Below are 13,067 nucleotides of genomic sequence, written 5' to 3'. Positions count from 1 at the left end.
AAAATGGTGAGTGAAAGCAGGGTATGGCGGATCTCCTCAGGCTCGACGGCCGCATCGTGGTGGTGTCCGGCGCGGGCGGCGGCGGCATCGGAACCGCTGTGACGGCCATGGCCGCACGGGCCGGCGCGACGGTTGTGGCCGTCAGCCGCTCGCAGGACAACCTCGACACCCATATCGGCCCGCTGATCGCCGAGGGACTGCCGATCGTGCCCGTGACAGCGGACGCCGCGACCGACGACGGGATCGCAGCCGTGCTGGCCGCGGTGCGCCGCACCGAGGGGCGACTGCACGGATTGGTCAACATTGCCGGCGGCGCCGCACCCTCGACGTGGATGCCCGCCACCCGGGTCAGCCGTGACGACTGGCGAGACCTGTTCACCGCGAATCTCGAGACGATGTTCTTCATGAGCCAGGCGGTGGCCGCCGAAATCCGTGCAGTGGGTGGGCCGGGCTCGATTGTCTCCGTGTCCTCGATCAGCGGCATGAACACCGCGCCGTTCCACATCGCCTACGGCACGGCTAAAGCCGCGATCGTGGCGGCCACCCGCACCCTGGCGGTCGAACTCGCGCTCGACGACATACGGGTCAACGCCGTGGCACCCGGGGTTACCGAAACCGAGGCGTCACGCACCTACGTCGACCCCGATCCGGAACGGGACCGAGCGGCGATCGCGATGGGACGGCGGGGACAACCGGAAGAACAGGCCGGCGCCATCGTGTTCCTGCTGTCGGACCTCGCCGGCTACATCACCGGCCAAACCCTGCTCGTCGACGGTGGCCTGGACCTGCGGTGGAGCCACCTTCGTGCCGACAACACCTCGCTGTTCCTCGCCGACGACGACTTCCGCCGCGAAATCAGCAGGCCCTGAAAGGAAGTGATGATGGGCGAACTGGAAAGTGCCGAAGAGCTCGCGGAGCCGATGACCATCGATGTCGATGCTTATATCTCACCGGAGTATGCCCGCGCCGAACGCGACAAGCTGTGGCGCACGGTCTGGCAGCAGGTCGGCAGGGTGGAGGAACTGCCCGAGGTGGGCAGCTACCTGACGTACGACATCCTCGACGACTCGATCATCGTCGTGCGAACGGGGGCGGACACTTTCGCGGCGCACCACAACGTGTGTATGCACCGCGGCCGCCGGTTGGTGGACACCCCGCCGGGGGCCAAACATGCTGTCGGACGGGCACGCAAGTCGTTCGTGTGCGGATTCCACGGCTGGACCTATGGTCTGGACGGCGCCTGCACTCACATCCGGGAAGAAGCCGATTGGAAGGGTGCGCTGAATCCGGACAACACCCGGCTTCGGCCGGTGAACGTCGACACCTGGGGTGGCTGGCTGTGGGTCAACATGGACCCCGACTGCGAACCGTTGGCGGACTACCTGTTCCCGGCCGCGAAGATCCTCGATCCGTTCGGATTGGAGAACATGCGGTGCAAGTGGCGCAGATGGGTGCATTTCGACTGCAATTGGAAAGTCGCGCTGGAAGCGTTCAACGAGACCTATCACGTCTTCACCACACACCCGGAGTTCAACAGGTTCGGTGAATTCAAGGGCTGGGCCAAGGCGCAGGGCAGGCACAGCAACATCGGCTACGACGCTCCGGAGGAGATGGCCGAGACGAAGTCCAAGATCAGGCTCGGGACCGGCGACCCCCGCATCTCCACCGCGGAGATGCAGGTGTACACCATGGAGGAAACCAACGCCACCACCACGCAGACCCTGGTGGCCGCCGCATTGCGACTCGTCGACGAATTGCCCGAGGGCACCCCGGCGGACAAGGTTCTGGAGCACTGGCTGGCCTCCGCGCGGCGCGACGACGAGGCGCGCGGGGTCTTCTGGCCGACCATCCCTGCCGACATCCTTGGGCAGAGCGGCACCGCATGGCAGCTGTTCCCGAACTTCCAGATCGGACAGGGCCTGACCAGTGCGCTGTGCTACGGCGCACGCCCCGACCCGGGCTATGACCCGGACAAGTGCATCTTCGAGGTGTCGGTGTTCGAGCTGTACCCCAAAGGCGCCGAGCCCCAGACGGAATGGGAGTACACCCCGGTCGGCGATCCGCGGTGGCGCAGCGTCCTACCCCAGGACTTCTCCAACATGGCCGCCGTCCAGCAGGGGATGAAGTCGCTGGGTTTCCCCGGGACACAGCCCAATCCGTATCGCGAGCGCAGCACTGTCAACCTGCACTACCAGTTGTCGAAGTACATGGGCACCGGGGAGCCGCGACCGCTCGCAGAGGAGACCGGCCGATGACCGCCGACTGTGGACCCACCCGGACACCCGACGACATCGACATCGATGCGCTGCGGGAGAAGTACCGCGTCGAGCGGGAAAAGCGACTACGTCCGGACGGCTCCGCGCAATACCTGGAGCTCGAGGGCGACTTCGCCGAGTTCTACGAAGTCGACCCGTATACGCCGGTGGTGCAGCGTGATCCGATCATCGAGGATGTCGATGTGGTGGTGCTCGGCGGCGGCTTTGCCGGGTTGCTGGCGGGCGCCTACCTGAAGAAGGCCGGCGTCGACGGCATCCGGGTCATCGAGATGGCCGGTGACTTCGGCGGCGTCTGGTACTGGAACCGGTTCCCGGGGATCCAGTGCGACAACGATGCCTACTGCTACATCCCGATGCTCGAAGAGCTGGGCTTCATGCCGTCGAAGAAATTCGCCGACGGCGCCGAGATATTCCAGCACTGCCGCAACATCGGCAAGCACTTCGGCCTGTACGACGGAGCGCTGTTCTCCACCCAGGTGCGCGAACTGCGCTGGGAGGACGAGACGCACCGCTGGCGGATCAGCACCGACCGGGGTGACGACATCCGGGCCAGGTTCGTCGTGATGGCGCAGGGCTCCTACAACCGGCCGAAGCTGCCGGGTATCCCGGGGATCAAAGACTTTGCCGGCCATGTGTTCCACTCCGCGCGCTGGGATTATGACTACACCGGCGGCAGCGCGGACGGTGGCTTGGACAAACTGGCCGACAAGCGCGTCGCGCTGGTGGGCACCGGTGCCACCGGCATTCAGCTGGTTCCGCATCTGGGCCGGGACGCCAAGGAGCTCTTCGTCTTCCAGCGCACGCCGTCGTCGGTCGACGCGCGCACCAATCCGCCGACCGATCCGGCCTGGGCGGCGTCGCTGCAACCCGGCTGGCAGGAAGAACGCAAGCGCAACTTCCACAACTGGTCGCCGTTCGTCGGTGTGGTATTCGGTGAACCGGATCTGGTGTGCGACTTCTGGACCGAGCTCGGACGGAACCTGACCGCCCGGATCGCCGCGACCGAGGATCCAGCTTCGGTGTCGATCGAGCAGATCATGGCGTTTCGGGAGGAGGAGGACTTCAAGATCATGGAGCGGCTGCGCCGTCTGGTGGCCGAAGTCGTCGAGGATCCGGCCACCGCCGAGGCGCTGAAGCCCTACTACCGCTTCATGTGCAAGCGTCCGACGTCCAGTGAGCACTACCTGGCCACGTTCAACCGTCCCAACGTCACCCTCGTCGACGTGTCGGCGTCCAAAGGCGTTGAACGGCTGACCGAGCGGGGGATCGTCGCGGACGGGGTCGAATACCAGGTCGACTGCGTGATCTTCGCGAGCGGCTTCGAGATCTCCACCGAGATCAGCCGTCGATTCGCGATCGACGCCATCGTGGGGCGGGACGGGCTGTCGTTGTTCGACCACTGGCACGACGCCTACTCGACATTGCACGGCATGACCAGTCGCGGCTTCCCCAATCAGTTCTTCATGGGCTTCATCCAGGGCGGAGTCTCGGCCAACACCACCGCCATGTTCGAGCAACAGGCCAAGCACATCGCCTACATCATCGCCGAGGCCCAGAATCGCGGCGCGACCACCGTCGAGCCGAGTCAGGAAGGTCAGGACGCCTGGGTCACCACGGTCCGTGAGCTGTCGATCGACAACTCCGCGTTCGAACTGTCTTGCACGCCGGGGTATTACAACAACGAGGGCCAGGGCGGCGCGAAGGACAACGGCGCTTTCCTCGGTGACTTCTACTCGCCCGGCTTCTACGCCTTCGATGAACTCCTCGAGCAGTGGCGGGGCACGGGTGATCTCGACGGCCTGGTACTCGGAACCTGATGGCACCGGCACGATTCGACGACCGGGTCGCCGTCATCACCGGCGCAGGCCGGGGTCTGGGTCGCGAGTACGCGTTGCTGCTCGCCGGACTGGGTGCCAAGGTCGTGGTCAACGACGCGGGCGGGGAGCTGACCGGTGAGGGCACCGACACCGGCCCGGCTCAGCAGGTGGTCGACGAGATCACCGAAGCAGGCGGGGAGGCGATCGCGTCGTCGGAGTCGGTGGCGAGCGCCCACGGTGGCCAGGCGATCGTGGCGGCGGCCCTCGAGGCGTACGGTCGCTTGGATGTCCTGATTCACAACGCCGGAAACGTCCGCCACGCACCGCTGTCGGAGATGACGGCCGAGACCTTCGACGCGGTGCTCGACGTTCACCTGCGCGGTGCTTTTCACGTTGTGCGCGCTGCGTTTCCGTCGATGTGTCAGGCCGGCTACGGTCGAGTGGTCCTCACGTCGTCGATCGGCGGCCTGTACGGCAACCACGGGGTGGCCAACTACGCCGCGGCCAAGGCCGGGGTGATCGGGTTGTCCAACGTCGTCGCGCTGGAGGGCGCCGACCACGGGGTGCGCTGCAATGTCATCGTCCCGGCGGCGGTTACCAGAATGGCCGAGGGTATCGACACCTCCGCCTACCCGCCGATGGGTCCTGAGCTGGTCGCTCCCGTGGTCGGCTGGCTGGCGCACGAATCATGTTCGGTCACCGGCGAAATTCTCACCGCGATCGCCGGACGGGTGGCCCGGGTCGCCGTCGTCGAGAGCGCCGGGGTCTACCAGCCGGCGTGGACCGTCGACGACGTGGGCGCTCGTATCGACCAGATTCGCGACCTCGGGGAGCAGCTCATGTTCCCGGTGGTCCCCGACGGCCACCACGCGCACATCGGCCACAGCTTCGCTATGGCAAGGGGCACGGTATGAACAGCAGCGGCCCGCTGGCGGGGATCCGGGTGGTCGACCTCACCGCGATGGTGATGGGACCCTACTGCACCCAGATCCTGGCCGACATGGGCGCCGACGTCGTCAAGGTCGAGCCGCCGGCCGGTGATGACACCCGCTACGTCTCGGTCGGCCCCGTACCGGGGCTCAGTGGTGTGTTCGTCAACGTCAACCGCGGCAAACGCAGTGTGGTACTTGATCTTCGATCCGACGAGGGTCGGGCCGCGCTGTGCGCGCTGATCGCGCGTGCCGACGTGTTCATCCACTCGATGCGCGCGAAGGCGATCACCAAACTCGGGTTCGGCTACGACGACGTCGCCGCCATCAACCCGTCGATCGTCTACACCAACTGCTACGGCTACGGCCGCCGCGGACCCGACCGGGACCGTCCCGCCTACGACGACACCATTCAGGCCGAGTGCGGCCTGCCGGCCGTGCAGGCCGAATTGACCGGTGAGGCGAACTATGTCGCCACGATCGTCGCGGACAAGGTCGCCGGACTCACCGCGGTGTATGCGACGACGATGGCGCTGTTCCACCGCGAGCGGACCGGCGAAGGTCAGGAGGTCGAAGTCGCGATGTTCGAGACGATGGCCTCGTTCATGCTCGTCGAGCACGCCAACGGCGCGATGTTCGACCCTCCCCTCGGGCCCGCGTTGTACCACCGGACGGTCGCGCCGAATCGAAAGCCGTATCGCACCAAGGACGGTTACATCTCGGCGCTGATCTACAACGACCGGCACTGGGCCAGCTTCATCGGCGCCGTGCAGCCGGCCTGGGCTACCGAGCGATACGCGACGCTCACGGCCAGGGCCGCCGAGATCGACACCGTGTACTCACTGGTGGCGCAGACCATGACCGAACGCACCACCGAGGAGTGGTTGACGTTGTTCGTCGAGCTCGAGATTCCGGCCGCACCGCTGAATTCGCCCCAGGCGCTGTTCGACAACGAACAGCTCAATGCGGTCGGATTCTTCGAGACCGTGCCCACCCCCCAGGGTCCGGTTCGGATGCCGGGCGTGCCGACCTGGTTCTCCCGGACTCCGGGCCGGATCGCCGGGCCCACACCCGAACTCGGCGCCGACACCGAGGCCGTGCTGGCCGAGCTGGGTCTGGCGGAAGTGGAGAGCCGATGAATCTGAACTTCGACATGGGCGCGTCAGCGGCAGCACTGCGCACACAGCTGCGTGAGTTGGTGAAAGACCATGTCCCGGATGGATACCTCGGGGCGTTCACCGATGACCCCGCGGATCTGGATGTCGCACAACGGTTTTGCAAGACGTTGGCCGCGCACGAACTGCTCTGCCCGGCCTGGCCGAAGGAGTTCGGCGGTCGCGGCGTCTCGGTGTGGGAACAGACCGTGGTCCGCGAGGAGATGTGGGCGCACCACGAACCGCGCGGTGCGCAGTACATGGGGGTCAACTGGGTGGGACCGATCATCATGCGGCACGGCACCGAATCCCAGCAGCGCACCCATCTTCCGGCGATCGCCCGCGGCGACGTGATCTGGTGTCAGGGCTTCTCGGAACCGGAGGCCGGGTCGGACTTGGCGTCACTGCGGACGACCGCGCGGCGGGACGGCGACGGCTGGTTGGTGAGCGGTCAGAAGATCTGGACGTCCTACGCCACCATGGCGCAGTGGTGCTTCCTGCTGGCGCGCACCACCAAAGTGGGAGAAGGCGCAACGCAGAGAAAACAACAGGGCCTGACGATATTCCTGGTCCCGATGAACGATCCCGCGATCCAAGTGCGGCCGATCCGCTCCATGATGGGCCCGCATCACCTCAACGAGGTGTTCCTCGAGGACGTGCGGGTCACCGCGGCGGATGTGCTCGGCACGGTCGACGACGGATGGTCGATCGTGCAGGAGGTGACCTCGTTCGAGCGGGTGGGAATCGCCCGGTACGCGCGGTGTGAACGGTTACTGGCGGCGGCACCAACGGTTCTCGGCGACCGCTGGGATGACGTGTCCGCTGAACTGCGCGGCAGATGGGTGCGGATGTTGACGCATTGCCGCCGTGCGCGGCTGATGGCCTACCGCATCGTGGAACTCCAGAGCACCGGTCGGGTCCGGCCCGGCGACGCTGCCGCCTACCGGATCGCGGTCACGAAGCTGGATCAGGACAGCGCAGAGGTATTGATGGACATCGCGGCCGAGGTGTCACACGACGACCCGCGGGCGGGATGGTTCCTCGGCGAGGTCGATGACCATTGGAAGTACTCGCAGGCCTCCACAGTGTCCTCGGGCAGCATCGAGATGCAGCGCATCCTACTGTCCCGTTCTCTGCTGGCGGCGGCGAAATGACCTCGATGGTGCTGGACCTCAGCGCGGAGGCCAGAGAGTTCGGCCTTCAGGCACGTCGGGCCTTCGAGGCCGCGGGCGGGGACCAACTCGTGCAGCAGGCCGAAAAAGACCCGGCCAAGCCGGGCCTCAGAGAGTCTCTCGTCGGCCCGATCCTCTCGGGCTTGGGCGCGTGGGAGCTCGACCCTCGCACCGACCCGGACAGTCTGGAAGCCGCCGCGGCTCTGTGTCGCAGCGCGGGCTACTGGGCGGTGCCCTACCCGGTGGCCGAGCGTCTGTCCGCTCCCGCCGACCTCGACGTCGACGGGCTGGTGGTCGTGGCAGGCAGCCGACCGTCGGCGACTCTGGCCGGCCTCGAAACCCGTTGGGCAGCAGTGACCCTGGACGGCGCGCGAGCACACGTGACCGGCCATACCGCGGCCGGGCCGGCATTCGTCACAGAGCTGCAGCTGTCGGCGATCGATGAGAACGGCGCCGGGGACGTCGCCTTGGCACTGACGTTGCAGTGCTGGACATTGCTGGGCATGCTGGATCGCGCGATCGAGCTGACAGTTGCGCATGTGAGCCTGCGGCAGCAATTCGGTCAGACCTTGTCGGCATTTCAGAGCGTGCAGTTCCAGCTCACCGACGCCGAAGTCGAGCGCAGCGGGTTGGACATTCTCGCCAAGTACGCGCTGTGGAGCATCGGAAGCGACAGCGCCGACGCGTGCAACGATGCTCTCGCCCTGCGAATGTCGGCTCTCGAAGCCGCGGAGATCGTCTTTCGGGTGTGTCATCAGCTGCACGGTGCGGTGGGGTTCTGCGACGAGACGACCCTGTCCTGGCTCTCGCGCCACAGCCAGCCGCTGCGGCGGCTCCCGTCCGGCCTGTCCGCGACGCGGGACCTGCTGACGCGCAGGGTGGGCGGGGCCGGATTGACAGGACTGTTCGCATGAAGGTCGTTGTCATCGGCACCGGCTTCGGCAAGCACGCTGCCGCGCCGGTCTACTCGAGTCTCGGCCTCGACGTCGACGTGATCAGCCCACGTGACGAGTCCGCGGTGCGGACGGCGATCGCATCGGACGTCGATCTGGTCTCGGTGCACTCGCCACCGTTCATGCACGTCGATCATGTGAACGCCGCGATCGATCACGGACACCCCGTGCTCTGCGACAAGCCGTTCGGCCGCAACGCCGCCGAGGCCGAGGCCATGCGTGACCGGGCACGGGAAGCGGGAGTGCTGAACTTCCTGAACTTCGAGTTCCGGTTCACCGCGGCGTGGGCGAAGCTCAAACAGCTGGCCGGCGATGGAACGATCGGCACGCCAGTGCATCTGAACTGGACGTTCTACGGAAGCGGACTACGCGGACGCGAGTACGGCTGGATCAACGACCGTGAGCGCGGTGGCGGTTGGATCGGCGCCTACGGCTCGCACCTCATCGACTACACGCGGTGGTTGTTCAACAGCGAGGTGGCCGACTGCGGGGGTGTCACGCGGATCGATGGTTCGGCGCCCGAGGCGACCGCCGAGGACGCGTACTCGGCGTGGTTCAGGATGGCCAACGGCTGCACCGCCTCCCACGACACCGGCTTCGCCGGGGCGGTTGCCCTCACGCCGCGCGCGACACTGCTCGGCAGCGCCGGCTCCGTAGAGCTGACCGGCGACACGGCACTGGTGGTGTATCGGCGCGGCGAGGATCCGCAAGCGTTCGAATTCCCGCCTGCACCGCGACGGTCACCGCCGCCGGCATTGTCCGCGTTCCTCGGCACGGTGGTCGAGGCGATACGGACCGGTACGCAGATCGCTCCGTCGTTCGACGACGGTGCGGCCGTGGCGCACGCCATGGACCAGCTGCGGGCCAATTCATGACGAATCTCGAGGACTTCAGGACCGAGGTGCGTGCATGGTGCGAGAGCCATGTGCCCACCGATTGGCGGTCCGCCCAAACCGGCGTCACCGACGCCGATTTCGTCGCCTTCCAGAAAGCCTGGTTCGCCGAACTGCACGCCGCGGGCTTCGCCGTCCCGCACTGGCCGGGGCAGTGGGGTGGCGGAATGCCGGTCGACCAGCAGATCGTGCTGTACTCCGAACTCGCCGCGCATGACGCCCCGCGGTTGGTCCTGGCGTTCGTCGGCATCCACCACGCCGCGTCCACTCTGCTGGTCGCAGGCACCGAGGAGCAGCGCCGCCGCCACCTGCCCGCCATCCTGGACGGCGAGATCTGGGTGCAGGGATTCTCCGAACCCGAAGCCGGATCCGATCTGGCCAGCCTGCGTACCACCGCCCGACGCGTCGGCGACACCTATGTGGTCAATGGTCAAAAGATCTGGGCCAGTGGGGGATTGCATGCCGACTGGTGTCTGCTGCTGGCCCGCACCGATCCGGAGGCGCCGAAACGGCGGGGGATCTCTTACTTCCTGCTGGACATGACCACACCGGGTATCGAGGTGCGGCCGATCCGCAACGCCGTGGGGGAGTCGCACTTCTGCGAGATCTTCCTCGACGACGTGGTCATTCCGGCGGCCAATCTGATCGGCGCCGAGAACGAGGGCTGGCAGGTCGCCCAGGCGACGCTGGGCGCCGAGCGCGGTATGACGATGCTGGAATTGGCCGAGCGGCTGGGGACTGCGGGCTTCCGCCGGCTGGTGCAGGCTTGCTCGCCGATCACAGATGAGCGGGTCGCCGATCGCCTGGCGCATATCGAGATCGAGATCGCCGGCTTGCGCGGACTGTGCCGTGACCTGGTGCTCAATCACGATGCCGAGGGTGTCGGGGCGGCGGACGCCTCGGTGGTGAAGTTGTTCTACAGCGAACTGCTGCAGCGGATGACCGACTTCGGCGCCGAGATCGGTGGGCTGACCGCCCACACCACACTCACCAAACCCGCGTCCAGCGGCTGGGAGTCCGGGGCGTGGATGCTGGACTTCATCGGATCCTGGGAATGGACCATTCCGGGTGGCGCCAGCGAGATTCAGCGCACCATCATCGCCGAACGCGGGCTGGGGTTGCCGCGCGAACCGAGTCCGAGCGGGGCCTTGTGAGACCGCGAGAATCAGGCGCAGCGTGATGGCAGACCATTTCGAACAGTTCCATGCCGACCTACGATCGGTGGCCGGCGCTCTGCTGGCCAAGGAGCGCACGGTCGAGTGGGCGGTGATCGCCGACGCCGGCTGGACCGGGCTGGAAGTACCCGAACACCTCGGTGGCGCGGGCGCGACGTTCGCCGAGGCGGCGGTCATCTGTGCGGAGATGGGCCGGGCGGCCAGCGCCACCAGCTTTCTCGGCAGCGCCGTGCTGGCCGTCGGAGTGCTGAACAGCCTGGCGCCCAGCGAGACCCGGGACCGTCTGCTCGCCGAAACAGCTTCCGGCAGCACCCGAGTGGCGGTTGCCTTCGAGCCGTTCGATTTCGTGCCCGACGCCGAGGGCGCCGACACGATCTTGGTCGTCACCGACGCCGGGGTCACCGAGGCGACTGCGTCCGTCACCCCGCAGCCGGTGCTCGACGAGACCCGCCGCCTGGCCCGCGTGACGGTCGAACACCCAGGAGCAGCGCTGAGTTTCGTCGACGAGTCGGCCATCGGCCGGCTACGCGATAGGGCCGCCGCCGCCATCGCATGCGACAGTCTCGGCGTGGCCGAGGCCATGCTCGCCGCGACCGTCTCCTACGTGACGATGCGACACCAGTTCGACCGGCCCATCGGCTCGTTCCAGGCTGTCAAACACGCGTGCGCCGACATGTATGTGGCGATCGCGGTCTCCCGCCAACTGGTCCGCGCGGCCGTACACGCCGTCGCCGGTGACCAACCCGATGCGGGGGCAGCGGCCGCGATGGCGAAGTCGTACGCGTGCAGCACTGCCGTCGACGTGGCAGGCAAGGCGATGCAACTGCACGGTGGCATCGGCTACACGTGGGAAAGCGGCGTCCACGTCTACCTCAAGCGGGCCGCGCTGAATCGTTCGTTGTTCGGCTCTCCCGCAGCGCATCGTCACCAACTCGCACAACGCTATCTGTAACGGAATCAAGGAGTTTCGCATGGGTGTACCGGTCTACAAACGCATTCTCGACCTGTTCGAGGCCGAGGGCGTGAGCACATTGTTCGGCATCCCGGATCCCAACTTCGTGCACATGTTCACCGAAGCGGACGCCCGCGGGTGGTCGGTTGTGGCGCCGCACCACGAGCTGAGCGCCGGCTTCATGGCCGAGGCCGCATCCCGGATGACGGGCAAGCCCGGCCTGTGCATCGGAACGCTCGGCCCGGGCATGGCCAACATCGCCGGCGCCATCCAGTGCGCACTCGTCGAGAACTCCCCGGTCATCTTCCTGGGTGGGCAGCGGGCCCGGGTCACCGAGCGCCGGGTGCGGCGCGGACGCATCCAATTCGTGCAGCAGGAGCCACTTTTCGCCGCATCGGTGAAGTACAGCAGCTCAATCGAGTACGCCGACCAGACCGACGAGATCATCCATGAGGCCATTCGCAAGGCCATGTCGGGCACCCCGGGACCGACCTACGTCGAGTTCCCGTCGCACATCATCCTCGACGAGCTGGACGTCGACGACGCGCCGCCGCCGTCGGCCTACCGGCTGGTCAACCAGGGCGCTGGCAGCCGTGAGGTGGCCGAGGCGGTCAGGCTGATCCGCGACGCCCAGCGCCCGGTGCTGCTGGTCGGTCACGGCGTGCACACCTCCCGCACCCAGCAGGAGGTCAAGGAGCTGGCCGAACTGATGGCCTGCCCGGTGATCCAGACCTCGGGCGGTACCTCGTTCATCCCCGGGCTGCAAGACCGGACGTTCCCGTACCTGTTCTCCCCGGCCGCCAACACCGCCGTCGAGGAATCCGACCTGTGCGTCGCCCTGGGCACCGAACTCGGCGAACCCATGCACTACGGCAAGACCCAGCACTGGGCCGCAGGCAACGCGACCCGCAAATGGGTGATGGTCGAGCAGGACCCGACCGCCATCGGTGTCAACCGGCCCGTCGACGTGGCGCTGGTCGGTGATTTGCGCGGCGTTGTCCCCCAGCTGGTCGAGGCGCTGCGGGACACCCCGCGGTCGGTGTCGGCCAACCTCGAGACGCTGATCAAAGCCGACGCCGCCGAGCTGGTCCGGGTCGCCGAGGAAGCACCGAGCGGACGCACCCCGGTGCACCCGGCTCGCTACGTCGTCGAGGCGACCAAGGCGTTCGACGACCTCGACGACGGGATCCTGGTGCGCGACGGCGGGGCGACCGTGATCTTTCAGTGGACGTATTCGCAGACCAAGCCACGCGACGTGATCTGGAACCAGAACTTCGGTCACCTCGGCACCGGCTTGCCCTACGCCGTCGGCGCCTCGGTGGCCGAGGGCGGTAAGCGCCCGGTCATGCTGCTCACCAGTGACTCGGCGTTCCTGTTCCACATCGCCGAGCTGGAGACCGCAGCCCGGCAGAACCTGCCGCTGGTGTGTGTGGTCGGCGTCGACCATCAGTGGGGTCTCGAGGTCGGCGTGTACAAGCGGACCTTCGACCAGCCGTCCCCGCAACCCGGCGTGCACTGGAGCAAGGATGTCCGGATGGACAAGATCGCCGAAGGTTTCGGTTGCCACGGTGAGTATGTGGAGAAAGAAGAGGAGATCGGTCCGGCGATCGCCCGGGCCTACGCCAGTGGAAAAGTCGGCGTGGTGCACGTGTGCATCGACCCGAAGGCCAACTCCGAAGAGATGCCGAAGTACGACCGATTCAGGACCTGGTACGCCGAAGGCACCCAATAACCCAGCCGGATTGA

11 protein-coding genes are annotated in these 13,067 nt (G+C 66.8%); all 11 read left to right on the top strand.

Going from position 1 to position 13,067, the window contains the following annotated elements; all coding sequences use genetic code 11:
* The first annotated feature begins 23 nt into the window (after positions 1-23).
* Genes CRM90_RS07750 through CRM90_RS07700 form a run of 11 tightly spaced genes read left to right on the top strand, consistent with a single transcriptional unit; the run spans position 24 to position 13,053 of the window.
* Positions 24-869, top strand: coding sequence for an SDR family NAD(P)-dependent oxidoreductase (locus CRM90_RS07750; RefSeq protein ID WP_102806397.1), 846 nt, complete (start codon positions 24-26; stop codon positions 867-869).
* Between the two features lie 12 nt (positions 870-881).
* Positions 882-2,255: an aromatic ring-hydroxylating oxygenase subunit alpha gene (locus CRM90_RS07745; protein WP_102806499.1), complete on the top strand. Its 1,374-nt coding sequence runs from the start codon at positions 882-884 to the stop codon at positions 2,253-2,255.
* On the top strand, positions 2,252-4,093 hold the full coding sequence (locus CRM90_RS07740) for a flavin-containing monooxygenase (RefSeq protein WP_102806396.1): 1,842 nt from the start codon (positions 2,252-2,254) through the stop codon (positions 4,091-4,093). The genes CRM90_RS07745 and CRM90_RS07740 overlap by 4 nt, the downstream gene beginning before the upstream one ends.
* The gene (locus CRM90_RS07735) at positions 4,093-5,007 is read left to right on the top strand and encodes an SDR family NAD(P)-dependent oxidoreductase (protein WP_102806395.1); all 915 of its coding nucleotides are present in this window, start codon (positions 4,093-4,095) and stop codon (positions 5,005-5,007) included. Before CRM90_RS07740 ends, CRM90_RS07735 begins: the two co-directional genes overlap by 1 nt.
* On the top strand, positions 5,004-6,161 hold the full coding sequence (locus CRM90_RS07730) for a CaiB/BaiF CoA transferase family protein (RefSeq protein WP_102806394.1): 1,158 nt from the start codon (positions 5,004-5,006) through the stop codon (positions 6,159-6,161). Before CRM90_RS07735 ends, CRM90_RS07730 begins: the two co-directional genes overlap by 4 nt.
* A complete protein-coding gene (locus CRM90_RS07725; protein WP_102806393.1) occupies positions 6,158-7,330 on the top strand; it encodes an acyl-CoA dehydrogenase family protein in 1,173 nt (390 codons plus the stop codon). Before CRM90_RS07730 ends, CRM90_RS07725 begins: the two co-directional genes overlap by 4 nt.
* 5 nt (positions 7,331-7,335) lie before the next feature.
* Positions 7,336-8,262: an acyl-CoA dehydrogenase family protein gene (locus CRM90_RS07720; RefSeq protein ID WP_102806498.1), complete on the top strand. Its 927-nt coding sequence runs from the start codon at positions 7,336-7,338 to the stop codon at positions 8,260-8,262.
* A complete protein-coding gene (locus CRM90_RS07715; protein WP_102806392.1) occupies positions 8,259-9,176 on the top strand; it encodes a Gfo/Idh/MocA family protein in 918 nt (305 codons plus the stop codon). The genes CRM90_RS07720 and CRM90_RS07715 overlap by 4 nt, the downstream gene beginning before the upstream one ends.
* Complete coding sequence (locus tag CRM90_RS07710) at positions 9,173-10,348, top strand: acyl-CoA dehydrogenase family protein (RefSeq protein WP_102806391.1); 1,176 nt, start codon at positions 9,173-9,175, stop codon at positions 10,346-10,348. Before CRM90_RS07715 ends, CRM90_RS07710 begins: the two co-directional genes overlap by 4 nt.
* 25 nt (positions 10,349-10,373) lie before the next feature.
* On the top strand, positions 10,374-11,321 hold the full coding sequence (locus CRM90_RS07705; RefSeq protein WP_102806390.1) for an acyl-CoA dehydrogenase family protein: 948 nt from the start codon (positions 10,374-10,376) through the stop codon (positions 11,319-11,321).
* A 19-nt stretch (positions 11,322-11,340) separates the two neighbouring features.
* The gene (locus CRM90_RS07700) at positions 11,341-13,053 is read left to right on the top strand and encodes a thiamine pyrophosphate-binding protein (RefSeq protein WP_102806389.1); all 1,713 of its coding nucleotides are present in this window, start codon (positions 11,341-11,343) and stop codon (positions 13,051-13,053) included.
* The last annotated feature ends 14 nt before the right edge of the window (positions 13,054-13,067 follow it).

The sequence above is a fragment of the Mycobacterium sp. ENV421 genome, assembly GCF_002887815.1.
GTDB lineage: Bacteria > Actinomycetota > Actinomycetes > Mycobacteriales > Mycobacteriaceae > Mycobacterium.
This window is presented reverse-complemented; position numbering and strand designations above follow the sequence as displayed.